The organism is Alteromonas sp. 4NH20-0104, assembly GCF_057547795.1.
On record NZ_BAAJLP010000044.1, the window covers coordinates 1 to 23,497 of the forward strand.

Consider the following 23,497-nt stretch of genomic DNA (forward strand, 5'->3'; position numbering starts at 1 on the left):
CAAAAAAGCCCGGCGGGTCCGGGCTTTGTTATTAACAGGTGTTAGAGAGGGTTATTTTTGGGTAATCGAATATACCGCAACCGTACCACTGACTTCGTTACCTACGAGCAGCACCGGTGCGCCTGTCGGGCTGTCATCACCCGCTACAAACAACAGGCTTTCAGGCGCTAAATCACCTATTGCATCACCCACTTCCAAACCTTCGGTGACATCGCGATTGTTAATATATTCAACAAAGAACGCATCGTAAGGGTTAGTGATGTCATAAACAAAAATGCCGCCCATTCGCTCAAGCCCGATGAAGGCGTAGGTACGCTCCCCCACCTGACCTACCGTAAGCGCTTCGGGCTCTGGCCCTTTGTTCTCAGAGCGAGAGTCACCTTCGTTTTCATCGTCACCGTTGTTAAATGCAGCGCCATATAAAGAAGCGGTAATGCGTTCGAAGTCATCACCTGAGTCAAATACTACCAGGCCATTTTGATCCCAAATAGTGAATGAACGCGCGCCATAGCTGTAGGCAGCATCATATAAGCCATTACCATCGGCATCGCCCAGTGCGTTAGTGACACGCAGGTCATCCGCTTCGCCATTCATCTGCAATGCTTCCAGAGCCGAGCCAGGTTCTGCGTCGAGCGCCTTAATTTTAACTTCTTCAGTAAACGCCAGACATTCCCTGTCATCCCAGTCCTGTCCACCTGCGGCAGTACAGTCGGTTTCACTCATATCTTCGGAGATAAAGTATTCGCGCGCATCCCCTTCATTGGCGGTTAACAGGAAATCAGCCCCTTTCCAGCTATACATGGCTATGGTGTCGGGCATATAAAGACCGTAAAGTCCTTCATACTGACCAAACCCGACTTCACCGTCTTCCTGTACGTCGATATTTAGCTCTGACCAATCTTTGAACCCCAAACCAACAATATTCATTGTCAGGTTAGTTAAGTCGATAACCGCGACACCATTGTTTTCCTGCAGCGTGACATACGCCATGTCATTACTGGCAGTAATGTATTCAGGCTCCAAATCCTGCGCGACAGAGGTGGTAATAGTTACCCCGTTAATGGTGCGACCCGCAGGATTCGGGAAATGCATCCCCATTTCCATCAGTGCCGCCTTTTGCGAATTGTAAGCGGAGAAGTCCAGCAACGTGGCACTGTCAGCCGGCACGCCATCAACCACTTCAATTACCGCCACAGAACCTTCCGGGTCAATGGTATAATCACCACTGGGCTCGCCTTCATTGGCCACCAGTACTTTGCTGCCATCCGGCGTAAACGTCACCATATCTGGCAGATTACCTACCTCGACCGCCTTCAATAACGTAGGTGCAATGGCAGAAACGCCGGAATAAAACAATAGGTAACCATTATCGGCTTTGGCATCAGCAGGAACGGCAACGGCCAGCAGATCACCTGATAAGGCAATGCTGGTTAGTCCGTCCAGTGCCACACCGTCAACTTCCTCGGGGAGAGTAATCTCAGACCCCACCGTCAGATTCAAATCCGTAACAGGGCTGTCCAGCTCAGCGTCTGATAAATCACTGATATCAACCAGTGCTACCGTATTGGTATCACTGTTGGTCACGTAGACCATGCCAGTCGCCACATCGTACTGTACGATTTCGGCGGCACCTTCGGCCTCCAGAGAAGCACGGCCAATTACCGCCAGTGCAATCCCCTGAAATGCATTCTCCCCATTAGCACCGCTTGGTCCGGCTTCCCCCTGAGGTCCCTGAGCGCCATCACTACCGTCATCGCCATCCAGGCTACAACCGGCTAACAGTCCCGCTATACTGAGCGCAAGTAAACTCGTTTTGAACATTGACGCTTTCATTGCATTTCCTTTCTTATAGTTAATTGAAGTATGCTTAGCAACAAACACTCACTGAATGAACCTTAGCTATTTCAGCGTGTTAATCCTGCTTAAACTCCTAAGCGTAGGAAAACCGGGTGACAGTTTAATGTCCCTTGAGTGACAGAAATGTGAAATTCCGTGCAATGGCACGACTGGCAGATTGAAAAAGGAACCAAATTGATGAAGTTATCAGCGTATGTAATGGCCATGGCAATGACTGCCAGCACCTTAGTGGGGTGCGCAACCTCACCAACAGGCCGCAACCAGATACTGTTATTTGGCAGTGACCAGCTCAATGCCATGGGCGCCCAGGCCTTTGATGGCATGAAAAGCGAAACACCGGTTTCCAAACAGCCAGCGCAAAACCAGTATGTTCAGTGTGTCGCCGATACTTTATTGCCTTACGTGCCCTCAGGCGTGTATTCAGGCAACTGGGAAGTGGTTGTATTCAATGACGACCAGGTCAATGCCTTCGCTCTGCCGGGTGGCAAAATTGGCGTTTACACCGGGTTATTAAAAGTGGCGAAAAACCAGCACCAGCTGGCCGCCGTAATCGGCCATGAAATTGGCCACGTGATCGCCCAGCACGGTAACGAGCGGATGTCGCAGACTACCTTAATTCAGACAGGTTCACAGGTGGCCAACCAGGTACTGGCCGCCAATCAGGTCCCGTATAATGCAGAAATTATGGGCGCACTGGGATTAGGCCTGCAGTTGGGCGTGCAACTGCCGTTTAGCCGAACCCATGAATCAGAAGCCGATCTGATTGGTTTGCAACTGATGGCCAAAGCCGGTTTCGACCCCCGTCAGTCGGTCGACCTGTGGCGCAATATGGAAGCTGCCAGTGGTGGTGAGCGTCCCATGGAATTATTATCGACTCACCCTGCACCAGATAGCCGGATTAAGAATCTGCAAGCCAATATGCAAGCCGCTATGGCGGACTACCAGGCCAGCCCCAGCAAAGCAAGTTGCAGCCAGTAACTGAGACACAAAAAAACGGCTCTGAGAGCCGTTTTTTTTATGCCGCTGAGATGTATTACTCGGCGCTTTCTTTCTTCTCAGTGTTATCTGCTTCTTTGAAGAAATGCACATCCATTTGAGGATAAGGGATACTGATGCCCTCAGCATCAAACCGCAATTTAACCGCTTCGGTAAAATCCAGTCTGACGGCCAGATTATCTGACGCTTTCACCCACGGGCGCACAGTGAAGTTGACTGAACTGTCACCTAACTCTGCTACACCAATCAAACATTCCGGTTCTTTGAGAATACGCTCTTCTGCATCAACCAGCTCCCGCAGAATATTCTTCGCTTTAAGCAGGTCATCGTCGTAACCAATACCGAAAGTCATATCACAACGGCGGGTTTCCTTAGCGGAGTAGTTAACGATGTTATCGCTGTAAATTTTACCGTTAGGGATAATAATTTCTTTATTGTCCAGCGAAGTCATAGTTGTAGTGAAGATACCGATATTCTGGATAATCCCTGATGTTCCAGCTGCTTCAACAAAGTTACCTTTTGAAAATGGCTTAAACACCAGCAACATAACCCCGGCGGCAAAGTTCTTCAACGAGTCCTGCAAAGATAAGCCTATGGCCAAACCCGCAGCACCTACAATTGCAACCAGTGAAGTGGTGTCTACTTGCAGTTGGTCTAAAGACGCTACAATAACAAACAGCATCAAAATTGCAGATAAAATTGATTCAACAAAGTTGATGAGCATTTCGTCATATTTCGACTTCGCCATAACTCGACGGAAGATCGATAGCAACAGACCCACAATGATCCGACCAAGTATAAAAATAACGATTGCCATCACAATATTAATACCCCATGGAATGGCATAGGTATTGATGTACATATCGATGTCTTCTTGAGTGAACATACTAAAATTCCTTTAATGTTTAGCTAACAGTAAGTTACCAGTGTTGATGTGAATCACGCAACAGAATTACGATATTGAGCTATAATTTCACTAAGTTGTCACACCCAACGCGTACTATTTTTTACAGGCTTTACTACTCTAATTGCTAATCATTTGATTGCATTTAAGTTTTTAAAAAAGGCCGCCTGAGCCCTTTTTTTTACTGGATCTGACGGCTCTAAACGACTATATTTTTTAACGCAAATTTTCCTACTAGCGGAAATATGAATGCGTCCAAAAAGGTATTTAGGGTCATTCAGAAGTATTTGTAAGCATGCCTATGCATCATGTCTGGTCTGGCATAGTGGTGCAACTGCTTATAACCAGTAGAAATTTTTTAAGGAATAGAAAATGTTACTACTTAGTTGTTTATTTATTGTTGTGTTATTTATTCTTGGTTACGCCCTTAAAGGCGACAAGGGAAAACACACTGTTCATGCTCGCCGCAACAAATCGATGGCGGTCAATCAGGTACAATCAATCAATACTTTTGCTTCGAAGTAGCGGTCAGTATCGCTGTAATAGCGTTGACTGTTGCAGCGACGTATTGTTGTACTCACCACATAATGAAAGCTAAACTGTCTGCCGTTTCATTCAGGTAAGATAGTAGTTATGCGCATCCCACGTTTATTTCACCCCGATACCATCACTGTCGACAGTGAGTTAACCTTAACAGCTGATGCTGCGCATCATGTTGCCAATGTGTTGCGCCTGAAAAGCGGTCACCCGGTGGTGCTGTTTAACGGCGACGGCAACGAATATCCCGCAACCATTATTCTGTCCCAGCGACGTCAGGTAGTTATTGAAATCGATTCGCGACTGGCTATCGACCCGCAGTCGTCACTGCCTCTGCACTTAGGCCAGGGGGTTTCAAAAGGCGACCGGATGGACCTGGTACTGCAAAAAGCCACAGAGCTTGGCGCCACCACAATCACACCGCTGCTTACCGAGCGCTGTCCGGTGAAACTGGACGAGGCCCGCTGGCAGAAAAAAATGCTTCAGTGGCAAAAAATAATTCAGGGCGCTTGTGAACAATGCGGCCGCAATACCCTGCCTGAATTAAAGCCGGTCACTGCGTTAAAAGACTGGCTGGCAGATTCTACCTCGCAAACCCGCTTAGTATTATCCCCCGGCAGCCAGCAACGCCTGTCTCAACTGTCGGCAAATCAGGCAGGCTACCGGCTATTGATAGGTCCTGAAGGCGGATTATCGGAAACCGAAGTGCACCAGTCTCAGGAGACCGGCTTTACGGCTTGTTCACTGGGACCAAGAATTTTGCGTACAGAAACTGCGGCGATCACCGGTCTCTCTGTATTACAGGCTACTTTTGGCGATTTATAGCCATCGTCAGAAACGGTGGTCAGTCGTTGTAAATGACGAATAAATACGACCAGTCACCGGGGAATGACTTGAATTACGCGGTGATTACCTCCATTTTTGTGTTATCAGATTAAAGAGAGTGCGCTATGACTTATACCGTTGGCGTGGTAATGGACCCCATTGCCAAAATAAAACCAGAGAAAGATACCAGTTTCGCGATGATGTTAGAGGGCCAGCAACGGGGCGCTAAGGTTATTTATCTGGAGCTTAAAGATTTGTACATCGACAATGGCATTCCAAAAGCCATTGGTTATCCGGTGACGGTGAGGGATCAGGCGACTGACTTTTACACCCTGGGTGACGAACAGCAATATCTGCTCGGTGACCTAGACGTTATCCTGATGCGCAAAGACCCGCCCTTTGACAGCGAATTTCTGTACGCCACTCACATTCTCGATCTCGCCGAACAGGCAGGTGCTTTAGTGGTTAACAAACCCCAGAGTCTGCGGGATTTTAATGAAAAATTGTTTACCGCCTATTTCCCTCAGCTCATTCCGGATACGCTGGTAACTCGCAATGCCGGCTTAGTACGCGAGTTTCATGCAAAACATAAAGATGTTATCTGTAAACCTCTTGATGGCATGGGTGGCGCATCCATTTTCCGCATAAAGGAAGATGGCACAAACCTGGGCGTTATTATTGAAACTCTGACCAACAACGGCCAGTGTCAAATGATGGTTCAGGCCTATCTGCCTGCCATTCAAGATGGCGACAAGCGGGTACTGATAGTCAACGGCAAGGTAATGCCTTATTGCCTGGCACGACTGCCTTCAGCCGGTGAGACCCGTGGTAATCTGGCCGCTGGCGGAACCGGTCGACCGCAGCCTATTAGTGACAGCGATCGGGCATTAGCAGAAACCATAGCACCGGTATTAGTGGAACGCGGGTTAATGTTTGTCGGCCTTGACGTCATTGGTGATCGCATCACCGAAATTAACGTTACCAGCCCAACTTGTGTTAGAGAAATCGAACGTGCGTACGATATAAATATAACGGGCGAGTTATTTGACGCCATTGAAGCTAAACTTAACTAAACCGTCCGTATTCTGTAAGTCGACCCGACGAGGTACTGAACATGACCGAACTAAAAAGTCTGGCTAATCATTTTTTGATTGCTATGCCGTCCATGGAAGACCCGTTTTTTTCGCGCAGCCTGACCTATATTTGTGAACACAACGAGGAAGGTGCCATGGGCCTGGTGGTTAACCAACCGACCAATATGAACCTGAAAGAGTTGCTGGAACAGGCCGATAAAGACGCAGAAGTCGATGATGAAAAAGGCCAGCAGATTGTGCTGGCGGGTGGGCCGGTGAGTCAGGAACGGGGCTTTATTTTGCATAGCCCTCAGCCTGGCTGGAGCTCAAGTCTGAACCTGACCTCAGAGATTATGGTCACCACTTCAAAAGATATTTTGAGTGCACTGGGCAATCACCGGGGACCCGACCAGGCCATTATTACGCTAGGCTATGCCGGCTGGAGCGCGGGTCAACTGGAGCGGGAAATACAGGAAAACTCCTGGTTAACCATTGAGGCAGATCCGAAAATTCTGTTTGATACGCCAATCCATCAGCGCTGGGAGTTAGCCGTCAGCAGCCTTGGTATTGATGTCTGGCAGATCGCGCCGGAGGTCGGTCATGCCTGATGCCGGGCAACGCACCGTCCTGGCTTTCGATTTCGGCACTAAAAGTATTGGTGTGGCCGTTGGTCAGGAAGTCACCGGCACCGCCGCTCCGCTGGAAGCCCTTAAAGCGCGTGATGGGATTCCTGACTGGGATAAGATTCAAAAAATCTATGACGAATGGCAACCGCATATAGTGGTTGTGGGTCTGCCACTGAATATGGACGGCACTTCACAAGCCATGACCAAACGGGCACAAACCTTTGCGAATCGTTTACACGGGCGATTCAACACCCCGGTTGCAACCTATGATGAACGCTTAAGCACCGCCGATGCCCGCGCAACCCTTTTTGAATTGGGAGGTTATAAGAAACTAACCAAAGGCAAAGTCGACAGCGTGTCAGCGTGTCTCATTTTTACCAGTTGGTTTGAAAGCCTCTGGGATTAACGTTCCCCTCCGCAAAATACAATTCACTTGATCAATTAGCACTATAAAAATCATACTAAATAGTTATAGCCATCACCCCGCGCATCCCTCACACTGACGAAAATTCCAACAGTAAGGGAATGTCGATGTCTAAATTTATTGAGCTCATAGAGAAAGTCCTGCTAATTCTTATTATGCTGGCGACGTTGGTGGCGGTAGGTGCAGAGATTATGCACATGGTTGAATACCGTACCGTAGAACTCTCTGACCTGCTGTTGCTATTTATCTACGCCGAAGTTATGGGCATGCTGGCTGCTTATTATAACAGTAACCGCATTCCGGTTACCCTGCCGCTGATTATAGGTATGACGGCGCTTAGCCGAATGATTATTCTGCAGAGTAAAGAACTGGATAAAATTGTCCTGCTCTACGAATCAGGCAGTATTTTATTGCTGAGTATTGCCGCCCTGATCATGAGCATCAAAGATAAATACAGTCTCGATAAGTTAAAGAACCGCGTTATCCGCCAGCCGGACTAGTGTTCATCAAACAGTGTCTTATTACGAATGTACTTTCGCATGTAATGGTAAGTAATAGGTCGTAACAGCCAACTCTGCAGCGACTTTAAAAACCGTTCGTGGGTAGGCGTGTTTTCGTAAATCTGATCATCATGCAACCATAACATTTTCCCTACGTGCCAGAAGTAGTAAGGAAAAGGCGGCATAAAGGTCACCATGTCAAGATCGCAACAAATGCGATAGGTTTTTTGGTGCAACAGATAGTGTTTATTCCAGGCCCGGGTCGCTACGGCCGGCTGACCAAAGGTGACTACCCGCTTAACCGCTTTTTTATTTTGCCGTTCAAAGTAATCGGCCATCAGCACCGCCACGGCTCCGCCGGAGGAGTGGCCGGTAAAGGTAAAGCGTTTCCCCTGTCGACGAAGAGGCTCGAGTACCCTGACCAGCAATTCTCGTAACGGCAAGGCTTCGTTAATGGTTTTGGTACTGGAAAACATCGGTTGGTTAAGCAGTCGTTTAAACCCCCAGTGAACGTAAAAATGACGGTCGACCTGGTGAACTTTGGCCGGTACAAACACCATATTGGCCAGCCAGTCACGTAAGCCCAGAGAACCTCTGAACACCACAATCACTTCTTTTTTATTGTCCATCCACAGAATACGAACGCTCATTCGACCGTATTTATCGACTAACTGGCGTTCATGAAATGGGTCCAGAGCTTTTCGATAATTCTCTTCGGCATCAGGATAGGCGAGCTGACAGAGAATGGCATACCGCTCGTATTGATAGCGCTTCAGTTTTTTCATGCAATTTTAAACAGACAGCGAACAGGGATTGGATGGCACTAATATACGGGAAACTGCCGTCATTAGTACAATCTCTTTGTGGTTAAGCTAACACTTGGGGGACTGGCAATTCCAGCAAAGATTAAATTCAGCGTCCTGGGGTTCATGACAAGTTTTACACACCCAGGCTACCGCATCGCTGTCTTCTTTGAGCGACTTTAACACCGCTTCAGCAAATACCAGATCGTCGCTATTAATTAACCACAATTCCGGTTCCAGGTCCTGCGCAGGCAGTTCGCCCATGGCACCACTGATAAACTGATTGCGTACCACACAGGGGATCCCCTGTGTGGTCAGTGCGTCATAGTACTGCTGAATGACAAAAGGTGTCAGCCCTGACTTAAATCTTATCAAGGCTTAATCCATATCGATAGACACGCCGGATAACGACCCGAGGCCGTCACTCTGCGTATTATTCGCGTCCAGTTTCACCATCAGGCGCAAGTCATTAGGTGAATCCGCATGGTGCAATGCTTGTTCAAGGTTGATCCGGCCGGTTTTATACAAGTCAAACAGCGCCATATCAAAGGTCTGCATGCCCTGCTCTTTGCCTTTTTCCATGGCTTCCTTAAGACTGCCAATTTCATTGCGTTGAATAAGGTCCCGAATCAACGGCGAATTCAGCAAAATTTCAATGGCGGCCACCCGGCCTTTACCATCCACCGTAGGCACCAGTTGCTGAGCCACGATGGCCCGAATATTCAAACTGAGGTCAAAACGCAATTTGTCATGCTGGTCCTTAGGCGCCAGGTGCATGATCCGTTCAATGGCCTGGTTGGCATTGTTGGCGTGCAGGGTTGCCACACACAAATGGCCGGTATCGGCGAAAGACATGGCATATTCCATGGTTTCCATGGAGCGGATTTCACCTATCAGGATCACATCCGGCGCCTGACGCAATGAACTTTTCAGTGCATCATCAAAAGACTGAGTATCAATGCCTACTTCCCGCTGCGTCACTACGCAGTTTTTATGCTCATGAACAAATTCGATGGGATCTTCAATGGTCAGGATATGACCATGGGAATGCGTATTGCGATGGCCAATCAAAGCTGCCAGAGAAGTAGATTTACCGGTGCCGGTGCCCCCTACAAACAATACCAGGCCGCGCTTGGACATGATAATGTCTTTGAGTACCGATGGCAGTCCAAGATCTTCGGCATTCGGAATTTGCGTGACGATGCGCCGGATAACCATACCGGCTTGATCTCGTTGCCAGAAGGCACTGCAACGAAAGCGTCCGATGCCGTCCCGGGCAATAGCGAAGTTACACTCTTTGGTGGTATGAAACTCATCGCGCTGTTTATCACTCATGGCTTCATGAACCAGCTCAAGGGCAGCCTGATCGGTCAGCGATGTTTCCATTAGCGGCGTCAGTTTTCCGTTAATCTTGGCACTTACCGCAAAGCCGGAGGTAACAAATAAATCCGAGGCATCCCGGTCCACCATATTCTGCAAAAGCTGATCAAGCATGTGATTACTCCTTAAAACCCAGGACGCTGTTTATCAACCATTTTAGCCATGGCATCCTGCTGAGTAATAACGCCCGTGGCGACCAGGCGTTGCAAGCACTGATCCATGGTCTGCATGCCATGGGATTGCCCCGTTTGGATTACCGAGTACATTTGCGGCACTTTATCTTCTCGAATAAGGTTGCGAATAGCCGGAATACCGACCATGATTTCATGCGCGGCTACCCGGCCTCCGCCAATTTTTTTAAGCAAAGTTTGCGAGATAACAGCGCGCAGTGACTCCGACAACATGGACCGCACCATGGCTTTCTCTTCGGCTGGAAACACGTCGATTATACGGTCGATGGTTTTGGGGGCCGAGTTGGTGTGCAGAGTACCAAACACCAGGTGGCCGGTTTCGGCCGCGGAAATCGCCAGACGAATGGTTTCCAAATCCCGTAATTCACCCACCAGAATCACGTCAGGATCCTCACGCAGGGCAGAACGCAGTGCATTAGAAAAACTGTGCGTATCGCGGTGCACTTCACGTTGGTTGAGCACGCTGAGCTTGTTTTCATGGACAAATTCGATAGGGTCTTCGATGGTCAGTATGTGCTCTCGCTTATGAGAGTTAATATGATCGACCATGGCCGCCAGCGTGGTACTTTTACCCGAGCCGGTGGCGCCGGTAACCAGCACAATGCCCGTCGGCTGATTGATGATCTCTTTGAAGATGGCGGGCGCGCCTAAATCATCCAGTGTCAGCACTTTGCTGGGGATAGTCCGCAAAACCGCCGCTGCACCGCGATTCTGAACAAAGGCGTTAACCCGGAAGCGGGACAGATCTTTCACCTCGAAGGAAAAATCGGTTTCGAGGTTTTCTTCGTATTCTTTACGTTGTTTGTCGTTCATTATTTCATAAACCAGTGCATGCACTTGTTTATGATCGAGCGGGTCAACGTTTAACCGACGCATTTCGCCATCCACCCGGATAATCGGGGGAAGCCCTGCGGACAAGTGAAGGTCTGATGCGTTATTCTTAACACTAAATGCTAAAAGTTCGGTAATATCCACAGCCTGACTTCTCCATAACCTGTAGGTGAGTTGTATTAATGCAAACAATAGCAGATCGACTGATAAACGCACATCAAGAAATCGATAACGCCGCAGCGTCTGCTAACCGTAATCCTCATTCTGTCCGATTGCTGGCGGTTAGCAAGACCAAACCCGTATCAGATATCGAGCTAGCGTATGAAGCCGGACAACGATTGTTTGGCGAGAACTACATCCAGGAAGGGGTGGATAAAATTCAGACCCTAAAACACCTGTCAGACATTGAATGGCACATGATTGGCCCCATACAATCCAATAAGACAAAAATTGTCGCAGAGCATTTTGACTGGGTGCAGTCGATTGACCGTTTAAAAATTGCCAGACGACTTAATGACCAGCGTCCCGAGGACATGCCACCGTTGAACGTGTGCATACAGCTCAACATCGAGCAGGAAGACTCAAAATCTGGCATAGTGCCCGAAGCGCTGCCGGGCCTGGTGCAAGAAATACTTAATCTGCCAAGGTTATCATTACGTGGAGTAATGGCGATCCCGGCCGCAGAGGTAACACCAGAGGCGCAGGGTCAGACACTGACTGCATTGCAGTCAATATACAATCAGCTTGCGGCGCAGGTCGACACCGTAGACACTCTGTCAGTGGGCATGAGCGGTGATATGCGTCAGGCTATTGCCCATGGCTCTACCATGGTACGAATTGGCACCGCTATTTTTGGTGCCAGAAATAAACAGAATTAAAGGAGACTCATGCAACATCGTAAACTTGCATTTATCGGCGCGGGCAATATGACCCGCAGTATTGTGGCCGGACTGGTAGCGTCCGGGTATCCCAAAGACGCCATCATAGCCAGTAACCGCTCGCGGCCAAAACTCGACGCCTTACAGGAAGAACTGGGTATTAATGTGACCCAGTCAAACGATGAAGCCTGCCAGTTTGCCGATGCAATTGTGTTATCTGTTAAGCCACAAATGATGGCTGACGTCTGCGCGGCCATGCAGCAAAATACTGACTTCGCGGGTAAGTTGTTTATTTCTATTGCCGCGGGCCTGCCGGTTGCCCGGCTGCAGGAAATGCTGGGTGGAGACTATCCGGTGGTTCGCGTAATGCCCAACACACCGAGTCTGTTAGGCAAAGGCATGTCAGGGCTTTATGCCGACGACAGTGTGGTGCAAGCCGATCGTGATTACGTGGCAGATGTAATGGGCGCAGTGGGTAAAACCCTGTGGGTAGAAAAAGAAGACGACATTAATGGCGTTATTGCTGCAGCAGGCAGTAGCCCGGCCTATTTTTTCTTATTCTTACAGGCTATGCAGGAAGAATGTATGGCCCAGGGATTTTCTCAGGCGGATGCCCGCGTATTAGTGCAACAGGCCATGCTGGGCGCAGCCGAAATGGTCTGCGAAAACCCACAGCTGGAGCTAAGTGAGCTGCGTGCTCAGGTAACGTCAAAAGGCGGAACCACCGCAGCAGCGTGTAACTCACTTATCGACAGTGATTTGCAGGGCATCGTTGCCAAGGCAATGCAGGCCGCGGTCGCGCGTGCTGAAGAAATGGCTACATTATTTTAGATAGGAACAGGCAATGAGCGCTTCGGTTTTTCTGATCACCACGTTATTCAATCTCTATTTGATGGTGGTGTTATTGCGGCTTTGGTTACAGATGGCCAGGGCTGACTTTTACAACCCGTTTAGTCAGTTTGTGGTAAAAGCCACCCATCCCATCGTCGCGCCAATGCGGCGGATCATCCCCTCCATTGGCACTTTTGATGTCGCCACCCTGGTGCTGGCTATTCTGGTCGCCGTGGCGAAATACCTGGTGCTCAATCTACTGTTTGGCGGCAATATCAACCCTATAGGACTAGTTGTTATCGCTTTACTGGATGTGTTGAAAGAATTTCTCACACTGGTGTTCTGGGTGCTTATTTTGCGCGCGGTACTTAGCTGGGTCTCACAGGGACGTAACCCTATAGAGTATGTCATGCAACAGCTCACCGAACCATTCCTGGCGCCTATCCGGCGTATTATTCCGCCCATTGGCGGGCTTGATTTGTCGGTGCTGATTGCGATTATTGCCCTGCAGGCCTTGCAACTGGTACTGCGTGATTATCTGCCCTTTTATTAAACTGAGGTGCGCTATGGGTCGACATATGAGTCACAATAAATTTCGCAACATGCTGTTTGCTTTGTTGCTTTTGCCGTTGGCAATGACGGCCAGCGCCGAGCAAAAAGAACAGCTGGGTGAGTGGGACGTTCATTATATCGTGGTTAACTCTACGTTTTTCAGCCCCGAGATAGCCCGACAGTACGGTGTGGTGCGCAGTAAATATAATGCGCTGGTCAACATCTCGGTGCTTAACAGTGACTCCCAGCAGGCTCAAACAGTGGGCATGCAGGGCACGGCCACCAATCTGCTGGGTACCGAGAAAAAGCTGACGTTTAAAAAAATTCAGGAAGGCGACGCCATTTATTATCTGGCGGTGTTTAATTTTCGCAATGAAGAAACTTACCGTTTCAATATTGAGATACGCCGCGGCAATACGGCAGAAACCCTGAAGTTTCAACAAAAAATGTACGTCGACTAACGCTTAGCGCGCCACACCGGGGCCGGATAAACAGCCCCCGGTGTGGCGTGGCCAGAAGGTTATCACAACAGTTACGGAGCTCTCCGGGTGGCACACAAAGTCCGGCATAAAATTACGGCTACAGCAAAACAGGCGCATCAGGGATTTGTGCACAGCCTGACGTCACTTTTTACCATTACCCCCATTCCCCGTCCCTTATCGTTAATCGGCCTCTGTTCGTTTTGCATGGTTTTACCGCTTATGGTGGGCCTGCTCAGTGGCCATCCGGATATTGGTCTGACGGCTTGTATTGGCGCTCTGCTGGGGTTGTACAGCCCGTCTTTTACACCGGGCTACCGGGCTGTTGCGCTGCTGAAAATGATAGTCCCTTTCGGCGCGTCATTTACCCTGGGTCTCGCTACTCAGCAGCATCTGCCCGCATCCGCCTTCTTTTTAGGATTGGTCGCTGTTATCGCCGTTTACCTTGCCCTGTACAAAAAAATGCGGCCGCCAGCGGGCTTCTTTTTTATAATGGTGTGCTGTCTCAGCAAAACACATCCCGTCACAATGGCCGATATTCCGGCAATCGCCGGGGCATTTTTTGCCGGCAGCCTGATGGTAACGATTGCCGTCTTTCTGCACGACCTGATACTGATAAGAAACAAACCCGACATTGACGCTGTCCCACCGGAGCCCTTCTGGCAAACTGCGGCATTCGTCAAAGCCCTGGTAGTTGGCGTAACCGTGGGAGCCAGTTACTATCTGGCGAGTCTGGGCGGCATTGATAATCCATACTGGGTGCCCATTACCGTAGCCGCCATATTACAAGGGCAACGCATGACTGACTTTTGGCAGCGTTCCGTGCACCGAGCAATTGGTACAGCACTGGGCATGGTGCTTGCGGCCAGCATTTTTACTTTCTCTCCCTCGCCCCTGGTGTTAATAATTTTATTGTTCGCGCTGGCTTTCACCATTGAAATGCTGATCACTAAAAATTACGCGCTGGCATGTGTTTTTATTACTCCGCTAACCGTTATTCTCGCCCACACCGCCCCCATAGGCTACAGTGCACACACGCTGATTATTGCCCGCATGACCGACGTACTAATAGGTGTGGGTTTTGCGCTTGCAGCAGGCGTATTGCTCAAATTATTGCCGGTTGAAAACCGCTGAGCAGTCGCTTTCAGACTACCAAAAGGCTTGTTTTGAACGTGGCATCCATTACACTTTTATCTGAACAATACGGTATATCAATAATAACGACGGAACTCACATTGAAAAAGTTAACCCAGTCCCTGATCACAGGCGTTGGTTTGCTAGGCCTGTTTGGCTGCGCCCCTACGCCACAAAGCAACACAGAGCCTGCGCCAACCTTATCCCTCGAGCGCATTTACACAAACAAAGAATTCAAAAATGAACGTGCGCCCTATTTTCGCTGGCTGGATGATGGCAGCGGTTATACGGTGCTCGAAGCGCGCAATAATGAAACCGCCGAAACCGACGATGACCGTCACGGCGTTAGCGGCAATGACATCGTGTTTTATCAACCCGACGGCAGCGGCCGTAAGGTGCTTGTCACGGTAGAACAGCTTACCCCCGATGGGGCCGATGAAGCCCTGACGATTGAAAACTATAAATGGTCTGAAGACGGTAAGTGGGCGCTGATTTTTACCAATGGTCAGAAAGTCTGGCGTCACCGTACCCGTGGTGATTACTGGGTACTGAACCTTGAGTCTGACTCCTTGTACCAACTGGGGGGCACTACACCAAAAACAACCAGCCTGATGTTTGCTAAATTCAGTCCTGACAGCCACAAAGTCGCTTACGTTCAGGATAACAACATCTTCGTAGAAACCCTGGGTACCCTACAAGTCACCGCATTGACCACTGATGGCAGCGAGACGATTATTAACGGTAATTTTGACTGGGTCTATGAAGAAGAGTTTGGTATTACCGACGGTTTTCGCTGGAGTCCCGACAGCGAAAGTATCGCCTACTGGCAACTCGATCAGTCCGGTGTTGAATACTTCACCATGATCAATAATACCGACTCGCTGTACCCGACTCTGACCCAATTCCCTTACCCCAAAGCCGGTGAGCAAAATTCGGCGGTGAAAGTAGGCGTAGTGGCACTGGCTACTCAAAAAACGCACTGGGCACCACTTAGTGGTGACAACAGAGACCGCTACGTGCCGCGCATAAGCTGGGCTGGCACTGGTGAGGAAATTCTTATTCAGGATGTAAACCGGCCACAAAACACCAATAACTTACGGTTATTTAACTGGCAGGAAAACACCCTGAAAACCATCTATACCGATAAAGATGATGCCTTCCTTGAATGGTATTACGCCGCCGAATGGCAGGAAGATGGCAGTCACTTTGTGTTTCATAGTGAGCGCGACGGCTGGCGTCACCTTTATTCGATTTCCCGGGATGGCACATCGATTGTCGATCTGACACCGGGCGACTACGACATTGTTGATCTCATTACCATTAATGAAGCCACTAACAGTCTTTACTTTACGGCTTCACCCGATGCCCCTGAACAACGTTTTCTGTTTAAAGGATCGCTCGATGGCAGTACTCCGGTGGAACAAGTAACGCCCATGAGCTTTACCGGGAATAACCGTTATTACATGTCTGAAGATGCCAGCTATGCCATGCATACTCATAGCCGGTTTAATCAACCCTCGAGCAGTCAAATCATTGAGACTGCCGGGCATAAACCGGTCACTCAGTTAACCACCAACGACGAGCTCAAGGCTCAACTGGCCAAGGAAATCCTGCCACAACATGAATTTTTCCGTGTTGAAGCCAGGGACGGGATCCCACTGGACGGTTGGATCATGTTCCCGCCTGACATGGATCCGGCTAAACAATACCCGATCATATTTTATGTTTACGGTGAACCCTGGGGCTCTACCGTTCAGGATAGCTGGGGTGGCAGTAGCTATTTATGGAACAGCATGATGACACAGAAGGGCTTTATTATGGTGTCGGTGGATAACCGCGGTACCCGCGCACCAAAAGGCCGTGACTGGCGTAAATCGATTTACAAGAAGATTGGCAGTCTCACCGTACGCGATCAAGCCGATGCTCTGGATGCCATAGCTGAGCGCTGGCCGCAAATCGATACCAATCGCGTTGGGGTCTGGGGTCATTCCGGAGGCGGCAGTTCAACACTTAACCTGCTGTTCAGGCATGGCGATAAATTCCACGTTGGGGTAGCCCAGGCACCGGTGGCTGATATTCGCTATTACGATACGATTTATCAGGAACGCTATGCCGGAAACCCTAAAACCGATCCGGACAGCTATACGCAGACATCACCTATTACCTTCGCCAAGGACTTACAGGGAGAGCTGCTGCTGGTGCACGGGACCGGCGATGACAACGTGCATTATCAGGGCACCGAAGCCCTTATCAACGAATTGGTGAAATATAATAAGCAGTTTGAATTTATGTCTTACCCCAATCGTAGTCACCGCATCAGTGAGGGTGAAGGCACCACATTGCACCTGCAAACCATGAAAACCAATTTCTTTATTGAACACCTGAAGCCATAATTCAGGCCAAAAAAAACGCAGCAAAGTAACACTCTGCTGCGTTTTTTAATTTAATCAACCGCTACTGTTCTTCGCGTAAGAACACCAGTTCCGATGACGAACTTTGCTCTTCACTAAAATAATACCCGGCAGTATCAAACGCCTTAAGTTCCTCTACGTCTTTCACCTGATTCTGCACAATATAACGGGCCATCAGTCCACGGGCCTTTTTAGCGAAGAAACTGATGATTTTGTACTGACCATTTTTATTGTCTTTAAACACGGGCGTTACGATCATGCCATCAAGCGCTGCTTTCTTCACCGACTTGAAGTATTCGTTAGACGCCAGGTTAATCAGTACGTTGTCACCTTGAGCTTCCAGCGCCTCATTAAGCACTTTGGTAATTCGGTTATCCCAGTATTCGTACAGATTTTTACCGCGGGAATTCTCCAGCTTAGTGCCCATTTCCAACCGATAGGCCTGCATCAGGTCAAGCGGTCTCAGCACACCATAAAGGCCCGAAAGGATCCGCAAATGCTGCTGGGCGTAAGCGATATCTTCATCACTTAAACTCTGAGCATCAAGACCAGTGTACACATCACCGTTAAACGCAAACAGTGCCTGACGCGCATTGTTGTCGGTAAAAGGCACGCTGAACTCAGCAAAACGGTTGGCATTCAGGGTCGCCAGTTTATCGCTGATCTTCATCAGCGAACCAAGTTGAGCAGGGCTTAATTCCTTACACTCTTCGGCGAGCGACGACGCATCATCTAAAAGCTCAGGCTGGGTATATTCGCTAACCGGAACAGAGGACTCATAATCTAAATTTTTGGCTGGGGATACAACAACTAACATGCTTTCTCCTATTTCTTTACCACCGAGTATACCACTGTTATTTACCTCAATCAGGCGCTAAAAATCGATTAGCTGGTTCAATAAAATGGGTCAGAACGCACCACAGAACAGGTTTTACCCATGCCGGTGCTTATGAAAACTGTACAGCGCTTTATTTTAAACCGATAGCACGCTGGCAGCGGTTAACCTGAACCGAAGATTGTTATACACTGGGGATAAACACGTCATAAAAATTCAAGACGGCACCCTACAGCAAATTTAACCGGCCCGTTCCACAACTTGTGATGGCACGGCCCCCACTTATTCAGGATAGAACAGACTATGAGTAACCAGCTTGAATCGCTCCGTAAATTAACCACTGTTGTTGCCGACACTGGCGACATTGATGCCATTAAAAAATATCAGCCTGTGGATGCTACGACTAACCCATCATTGTTGTTAAAAGCGGCGAGCCTGCCTCAGTATGCAACGCTGATCGACGAAGCCGTCAGTTGGGCAGCCAGTCAGTCTGATGATGCAGAGCAACAGCTTACCGACGCATCAGACAAACTGGCAGTCGCCATTGGCAAAGAGATTTCAGGCAGTATTCCTGGTCGTATTTCCACCGAAGTTGATGCACGCCTTTCCTTCGATACGGATGCCACCATTGCGAAAGCGAAAAAATTAGTCAAACTGTATGCCGATGCCGGTATCGACAAGTCAAAAATCCTTATTAAGATTGCCTCAACCTGGGAAGGTATTAAAGCGGCAGAAGTGCTGGAAAAAGAAGGCATCAACTGTAACCTGACGCTGTTATTCAGCTTTGCTCAGGCGCGGGCGTGTGCCGAGGCTGGCGCATTCCTGATCTCCCCGTTTGTTGGTCGTATCCTGGACTGGTACAAAAAAGCGACCGGTAAAGACAGCTACGCGGCTAACGAAGACCCGGGTGTGGTTTCTGTTACCAGCATTTACAACTACTACAAAGCCAATGGTTATAACACTATCGTAATGGGCGCCAGCTTCCGTAACATCGGTGAAATCCTTGAACTGGCCGGTTGTGACCGTCTGACCATCAGCCCGCAACTGCTTGAAGAACTGGCCAACGCGCCGGGTGAAATCGCCGCCAAACTGACCGACAACGGCGCAACCGAAAAACCGGGTGCGGCACTTTCCGAATCTGAGTTCCGTTGGGATATGAATGAAGATGCCATGGCGACAGAGAAGCTGGCAGAAGGTATTCGCAACTTCGCAGCCGACCAGGAAAAACTGGAAACAATGTTAAAAGACAAACTTAATAATTTGTAATACAATATTATCATTGTGTTAAAATTATTTCACCATCTTTACTGATTAGTTTTGTAGGACATAAGTATGACGACGCTCACGGAATCAGCCCAGTGGCAAACGCTTGAATCACTGGCTCAACTGGTAGAAAAAGAACATATGCGGAACTGGTTCGCCAGTGACGAAAACCGCACCGCAGAAATGAACGCGGAAGCTTGTGGTATTTATATCGATTTTTCCAAAAACCGAGTCACCAAGGATGTGCTAAAAGCGCTGTTTGACCTGGCTGATGAACGTGGTGTGGCCCAGCATCGTGACGCGATGTTTAACGGCGATGTTATCAATAATACCGAGGGGCGTGCCGTGCTGCATACCGCCCTGCGAAACTTTTCAGGTCGCCCGGTAATGGTCGACGGTGAAGATGTGATGCCGGAAGTGCTGGCCACGTTGGAAAAAATTGAGGCGTTCACGCACAGTATCCACAGCGGTGAACACAAAGGCTACACCGGCAAAGCCATTAAGCACATTGTGGCAATTGGCATTGGCGGGTCTTTTTTAGGGCCTAAAATTATGACCGAAGCACTCAAACCCTATCAGCAGGATGCGGTAAAAGTGCATTTTGTGGCTAACGTTGATGGCTGTCATATTACCGATGTACTGAGCAACATGGACCATGAAGACACGCTGGTTGTGATGTCTTCCAAGTCTTTCTCAACCCAGGAAACCTTGCAAAATACGCTGACCGCCAAAGACTGGTTTCTTAAACAGGGTGGTAAGCAGGAAGACATCGCGAAGCATTTTGTTGCCGTGTCTTCCAATGTAAAAGCCGCCACTGAGTTTGGTATTGCCGAAGAAAACATCTTCCCTATGTGGGACTGGGTAGGCGGTCGATATTCTCTGTGGTCTGCGATTGGCCTGCCTATTTCATTATGTCTGGGATTTGCTAACTTCAAAGGCCTGCTGGAAGGTGCTTTTGCTATGGATGAGCATTTTAAATCCGCGCCCAATGAAAAGAACCTGCCCGTGATCCTGGCCATGCTGGGCATTTGGTACCGCAACTTCTTTGGTGCCCAGTCGCACGTCATGTTGCCTTACTACCATTATCTGCGCGGCTTACCGGCGTATGTTCAGCAGCTCGACATGGAAAGTAACGGTAAAATGGTCACTCAGGATGGCGATGCTATCGGATACGAAACCGGCCCCATTATCTGGGGAAGCGAAGGGACAAACGGTCAGCATAGTTTCCATCAGCTCATTCACCAGGGTCACGGCGTTATCCCGGCAGACTTCCTGCTGCCATTAAACGTGCCTAATCAGGACGACACCCATCACGCTATGCTGGCCTCTAACTGCTTTGGTCAGGCTCAGGCACTGATGCAGGGCAAATCCTTCGAGGACTGCTACGCAGACCTCGCCGACAAAGGGCTGGATGAAGCAGAGCGTAAACGCCTGGCTCAGCATAAAACCATGCCGGGCAACAAACCCAGCAACACCATTTTATTCGAAAAGCTGGATCCGTTTACACTTGGCGCGCTGGTTGCAATGTATGAACATAAGGTGTTCGTACAAGGTGTTATCTGGCAGCTTAATTCATTTGACCAATGGGGCGTAGAATTAGGTAAAGTCCTTGGAAATCAAGTGTTAGCAGGGATTCAGGGGAATACAGAAGCAGAGACTTTTGACAGCTCAACCCAGGATCTGATTAACCGCTTTAAGCAAGCCAATGCACCAAAATAAACATTACTGGTTATAATCTGAGCCAATAATGTGCAAAACAGAGGGAACCGCTCACGGGGTCCCTCTGTACATACGGACACCACGGATTGTCATCGCAGCGTCACAAATTGTTAATTAAAAGTAAACAAAAGTATTTTAATCTAACGATAGCTGTGGTACAAAAATTGTCAGGGGTCAATAAAGACACACTGACAGTGTAGTTAGCGGTAATAACAAGGAGATCTCCGTGGATACTTCAGATCTATTTGCAATGCTTAATCTAGACGCAACTTCAACCAAAACCAAAAGTAAAAAACGAAAGTGGAGAGAAATCGAAGCAATTAAAGACCGGTATCAGTTAGAAAAGGAACTCGCTGATATCGACATGAGTTTTGACCTGGCTTTAGAAGACAGCGCTCGCTAAGAACACACAACGACCACATCATTGATGTGGTCGTTTGCGTTTAGGGTGTCTGGTTTTTAAATCAGGCTACAAAGATGCTTGTTAACTGGCAGTTTATACCAGCCAGTTAATGGGTGATTTATTCTGGCTACTCAGAAGCTGGTTGGTCTGGCTGAAGTGTTTACAGCCCAAAAATCCCCGGTGTGCAGACAACGGTGAAGGATGAGGTGCACTCAGTACGTGATGCTTACTGGTATCGATATTCATGCCTTTCTTCTGTGCGTGACTGCCCCAGAGTAAAAACACCACACCTTGCTGGTGATGGTTAACCGCATCAATTACGGCATCAGTAAACGTTTCCCAGCCCCATTTAGCATGACTGTGGGCCTTGCCCTGCTCTACCGTTAATACTGTATTTAACAGCAATACGCCCTGCTCTGCCCAGCTTGTAAGCGTACCATGTTGTGGTATTACAAACCCATCGATGTCAGCATCGAGTTCTTTATAAATATTGACCAGCGAAGGTGGCGTTTTAACGCCGGGTAACACCGAAAAGCACAAACCATGCGCCTGGTCCGGACCATGATAGGGATCCTGACCAAGGATTACCACTTTCACGCTTTCCAGCGGTGTGTACTTTAGCGCATTAAATACGTCTTGCTGAGGCGGATAAATCGCTTTACCCGCCTCCCGCTCAGACTCAATACGGGCCATTAGCTGCGTAAAATAATCAGCCTCTTTGTGTGGCCCCAGGGCGTCCTGCCAGGTGAACATTACTCGCCTTTAAGTAACGCAATCATATGCGCCTTAAGGGCTTCATAATCGGCCGGCAACTCGGCTTCGAGGCTCTCCTGGTTAGCGCAATCTGCCAGCGGTTTAGGCAGACTCAGCGGTGTACCTAAAACGTTCTCCACGGTTTCGCGGAATTTTGCCGGGTGTGCGGTGCCCAGGAACACGCCCACTTCGTCATCATTCAGATCGTGGCTCACAGCCCGAAAAGCAATCGCCGCATGGGGTTCTGAAGTGTAGCCTTCTTTCAGCAACTGACGCATGGCCAGCTGCGTATATTCTTCGTCCACCGACTCACCACGTAACAGGTCCTTATCCAGGTACCCCTGCTCTACCAGCGCTTCAATGCGCGGCCAGTTGTTTGGCTGGCTGACATCCATGGCATTGGACATGGTCGCTACCGTTGCATTAGGCGCCCACTCACCGGTTTTCAGATAGCGGGGAACCGTATCATTCAGATTCGTCGCGGCAATGAAGCGTTTAATCGGCAGGCCCATGACTTTTGCAATCATCCCGGCAGTCAGGTTACCAAAGTTACCACTGGGTACCGAAAAGACCGCTTTGCTGCGCTTGTCTTCAGGCAGTTGTGCTACCGCTTCAAAGTAATAACAGACCTGAGCTAACAGGCGGCTGATATTGATAGAGTTAGCAGAATTAAGGTGCAGGCCTTCGCGTACGTCAACATCATCAAAGGCGTGTTTAACCATCGCCTGACAGGCATCAAAGTCGCTTTCGATAGCCACGGTGTGGATATTGTCGCCCAGCGTAGTAAACAGCTTTTGCTGCAGCGGGCTGATCTTGCCTTTCGGGAACAGGATAACCACATTGATGTTATCCAGCCCATGGAAGGCATGGGCAACGGCGGCTCCGGTGTCGCCGGAAGTGGCTGTCAGGATAGTGATTGGTGCACCGTCACTGATTCGGGCCAGGCACTGCGCCATAAAGCGTCCGCCAAAATCCTTAAACGCCAGCGTCGGGCCGTGAAATAATTCCAGGCAGTAAGTTTTGTCATTAATCTGCTCAACCCTGGCCGGAAAGGTAAACGCGTCTTTTACGATCTCGGCAACGGTTTCTTCACCCAGTTCATCACCAATAAAGGCCGATAAAATCTTCGTTGAACGCTCAACAAAAGGCATTGCCAGCAATTCATCAATGTTCTCAAAGCGTGGAATGTCAGTGGGGAAAAACAACCCCTGATTACGTCCCAGGCCTTGCTTTACTGCCTGCGAAAATGACACCTGTTCACTTGCATCTTTTAAATTTACCAATTGCACGTA

General features: G+C 48.9%; 24 protein-coding genes. 15 read left to right on the plus strand and 9 right to left on the minus strand.

The window, feature by feature from the left end:
• Positions 1 to 51: 51 nt before the first annotated feature.
• A complete protein-coding gene (locus AC27IB_RS21930; protein ID WP_296044019.1) occupies positions 52 to 1,833 on the minus strand; it encodes a choice-of-anchor I family protein in 1,782 nt (593 codons plus the stop codon).
• Positions 1,834 to 2,034: 201 nt separating this feature from the next.
• Here AC27IB_RS21930 and AC27IB_RS21935 point away from each other — a divergent pair, with 201 nt between their 5' ends.
• Entirely contained in the window at positions 2,035 to 2,835 is an 801-nt protein-coding gene (locus tag AC27IB_RS21935; RefSeq protein WP_487123647.1) for a M48 family metallopeptidase, read from the plus strand.
• A gap of 55 nt (positions 2,836 to 2,890) precedes the next feature.
• On the opposite strand, the gene AC27IB_RS21940 is transcribed toward AC27IB_RS21935, so the two are convergent.
• On the minus strand, positions 2,891 to 3,739 hold the full coding sequence (locus tag AC27IB_RS21940; RefSeq protein WP_296044023.1) for a mechanosensitive ion channel family protein: 849 nt from the start codon (positions 3,737 to 3,739) through the stop codon (positions 2,891 to 2,893).
• Between the two features lie 651 nt (positions 3,740 to 4,390).
• On the opposite strand from AC27IB_RS21940, the gene AC27IB_RS21945 reads away from it, so the two are divergent.
• The 5 genes from AC27IB_RS21945 to AC27IB_RS21965 all read left to right on the plus strand — a co-directional run bounded on the left by AC27IB_RS21945 (position 4,391) and on the right by AC27IB_RS21965 (position 7,742).
• Positions 4,391 to 5,119 carry a 16S rRNA (uracil(1498)-N(3))-methyltransferase gene (locus AC27IB_RS21945; protein ID WP_296044025.1) on the plus strand — a complete coding sequence of 243 codons (729 nt, stop codon included), beginning with the start codon at positions 4,391 to 4,393 and terminating at the stop codon, positions 5,117 to 5,119.
• 125 nt (positions 5,120 to 5,244) lie between these two features.
• Complete coding sequence (gene gshB / locus AC27IB_RS21950) at positions 5,245 to 6,192, plus strand: glutathione synthase (protein WP_487123650.1); 948 nt, start codon at positions 5,245 to 5,247, stop codon at positions 6,190 to 6,192.
• 41 nt (positions 6,193 to 6,233) lie between these two features.
• The gene (locus AC27IB_RS21955) at positions 6,234 to 6,800 is read left to right on the plus strand and encodes a YqgE/AlgH family protein (protein WP_296044029.1); all 567 of its coding nucleotides are present in this window, start codon (positions 6,234 to 6,236) and stop codon (positions 6,798 to 6,800) included.
• Positions 6,793 to 7,224, plus strand: a complete 432-nt coding sequence (gene ruvX, locus AC27IB_RS21960) for a Holliday junction resolvase RuvX (protein WP_296044031.1) — start codon at positions 6,793 to 6,795, stop codon at positions 7,222 to 7,224. The genes AC27IB_RS21955 and ruvX overlap by 8 nt, the downstream gene beginning before the upstream one ends.
• Before the next feature lie 125 nt (positions 7,225 to 7,349).
• Positions 7,350 to 7,742 (plus strand): phosphate-starvation-inducible PsiE family protein, encoded by a 393-nt coding sequence (locus AC27IB_RS21965; RefSeq protein WP_296044033.1) that lies wholly within the window; start codon positions 7,350 to 7,352, stop codon positions 7,740 to 7,742.
• Here the strand turns inward: AC27IB_RS21965 and AC27IB_RS21970 are convergent.
• From AC27IB_RS21970 to AC27IB_RS21985, 4 genes are all read right to left on the minus strand, one after another.
• Positions 7,739 to 8,527: a lipase family protein gene (locus tag AC27IB_RS21970; protein ID WP_296044035.1), complete on the minus strand. Its 789-nt coding sequence runs from the start codon at positions 8,525 to 8,527 to the stop codon at positions 7,739 to 7,741. The genes AC27IB_RS21965 and AC27IB_RS21970 overlap by 4 nt on opposite strands.
• 87 nt (positions 8,528 to 8,614) lie before the next feature.
• On the minus strand, positions 8,615 to 8,920 hold the full coding sequence (locus tag AC27IB_RS21975) for a putative signal transducing protein (protein ID WP_487123653.1): 306 nt from the start codon (positions 8,918 to 8,920) through the stop codon (positions 8,615 to 8,617).
• A 3-nt stretch (positions 8,921 to 8,923) separates the two neighbouring features.
• Complete coding sequence (locus AC27IB_RS21980; protein WP_296044039.1) at positions 8,924 to 10,039, minus strand: PilT/PilU family type 4a pilus ATPase; 1,116 nt, start codon at positions 10,037 to 10,039, stop codon at positions 8,924 to 8,926.
• 11 nt (positions 10,040 to 10,050) lie between these two features.
• Positions 10,051 to 11,091 carry a type IV pilus twitching motility protein PilT gene (locus tag AC27IB_RS21985; protein ID WP_279320340.1) on the minus strand — a complete coding sequence of 347 codons (1,041 nt, stop codon included), beginning with the start codon at positions 11,089 to 11,091 and terminating at the stop codon, positions 10,051 to 10,053.
• A 38-nt stretch (positions 11,092 to 11,129) separates the two neighbouring features.
• On the opposite strand from AC27IB_RS21985, the gene AC27IB_RS21990 reads away from it, so the two are divergent.
• The 6 genes from AC27IB_RS21990 to AC27IB_RS22015 all read left to right on the plus strand — a co-directional run bounded on the left by AC27IB_RS21990 (position 11,130) and on the right by AC27IB_RS22015 (position 17,214).
• A complete protein-coding gene (locus tag AC27IB_RS21990) occupies positions 11,130 to 11,825 on the plus strand; it encodes a YggS family pyridoxal phosphate-dependent enzyme (protein ID WP_487123655.1) in 696 nt (231 codons plus the stop codon).
• A 9-nt stretch (positions 11,826 to 11,834) separates the two neighbouring features.
• Complete coding sequence (proC, locus tag AC27IB_RS21995) at positions 11,835 to 12,656, plus strand: pyrroline-5-carboxylate reductase (RefSeq protein ID WP_296044047.1); 822 nt, start codon at positions 11,835 to 11,837, stop codon at positions 12,654 to 12,656.
• A 13-nt stretch (positions 12,657 to 12,669) separates the two neighbouring features.
• Positions 12,670 to 13,209, plus strand: a complete 540-nt coding sequence (locus AC27IB_RS22000; protein WP_296044049.1) for a YggT family protein — start codon at positions 12,670 to 12,672, stop codon at positions 13,207 to 13,209.
• A 25-nt stretch (positions 13,210 to 13,234) separates the two neighbouring features.
• Complete coding sequence (locus AC27IB_RS22005) at positions 13,235 to 13,669, plus strand: DUF4426 domain-containing protein (protein WP_487123658.1); 435 nt, start codon at positions 13,235 to 13,237, stop codon at positions 13,667 to 13,669.
• Between the two features lie 87 nt (positions 13,670 to 13,756).
• Entirely contained in the window at positions 13,757 to 14,821 is a 1,065-nt protein-coding gene (locus AC27IB_RS22010; RefSeq protein ID WP_296044052.1) for an FUSC family protein, read from the plus strand.
• 101 nt (positions 14,822 to 14,922) lie between these two features.
• A complete protein-coding gene (locus tag AC27IB_RS22015) occupies positions 14,923 to 17,214 on the plus strand; it encodes a S9 family peptidase (protein WP_487123660.1) in 2,292 nt (763 codons plus the stop codon).
• Between the two features lie 61 nt (positions 17,215 to 17,275).
• Here the strand turns inward: AC27IB_RS22015 and yaaA are convergent, their stop codons facing one another.
• Positions 17,276 to 18,049 carry a peroxide stress protein YaaA gene (yaaA, locus tag AC27IB_RS22020; protein ID WP_296044054.1) on the minus strand — a complete coding sequence of 258 codons (774 nt, stop codon included), beginning with the start codon at positions 18,047 to 18,049 and terminating at the stop codon, positions 17,276 to 17,278.
• A 321-nt stretch (positions 18,050 to 18,370) separates the two neighbouring features.
• Between yaaA and tal the strand changes: the two genes are divergently transcribed.
• The 3 genes from tal to AC27IB_RS22035 all read left to right on the plus strand — a co-directional run bounded on the left by tal (position 18,371) and on the right by AC27IB_RS22035 (position 21,452).
• Positions 18,371 to 19,333 carry a transaldolase gene (gene tal / locus AC27IB_RS22025; protein WP_487123662.1) on the plus strand — a complete coding sequence of 321 codons (963 nt, stop codon included), beginning with the start codon at positions 18,371 to 18,373 and terminating at the stop codon, positions 19,331 to 19,333.
• Positions 19,334 to 19,399: 66 nt separating this feature from the next.
• The gene (gene pgi, locus AC27IB_RS22030; protein ID WP_296044058.1) at positions 19,400 to 21,049 is read left to right on the plus strand and encodes a glucose-6-phosphate isomerase; all 1,650 of its coding nucleotides are present in this window, start codon (positions 19,400 to 19,402) and stop codon (positions 21,047 to 21,049) included.
• 226 nt (positions 21,050 to 21,275) lie between these two features.
• The gene (locus tag AC27IB_RS22035; RefSeq protein ID WP_487123664.1) at positions 21,276 to 21,452 is read left to right on the plus strand and encodes a DUF3545 family protein; all 177 of its coding nucleotides are present in this window, start codon (positions 21,276 to 21,278) and stop codon (positions 21,450 to 21,452) included.
• Positions 21,453 to 21,545: 93 nt separating this feature from the next.
• Here the strand turns inward: AC27IB_RS22035 and ung are convergent, their stop codons facing one another.
• Both ung and thrC read right to left on the minus strand, forming a co-directional pair.
• Entirely contained in the window at positions 21,546 to 22,205 is a 660-nt protein-coding gene (gene ung / locus AC27IB_RS22040; protein WP_296044061.1) for a uracil-DNA glycosylase, read from the minus strand.
• Entirely contained in the window at positions 22,205 to 23,494 is a 1,290-nt protein-coding gene (gene thrC, locus AC27IB_RS22045; protein ID WP_296044063.1) for a threonine synthase, read from the minus strand. The genes ung and thrC overlap by 1 nt, the downstream gene beginning before the upstream one ends.
• Between the last annotated feature and the right edge of the window lie 3 nt (positions 23,495 to 23,497).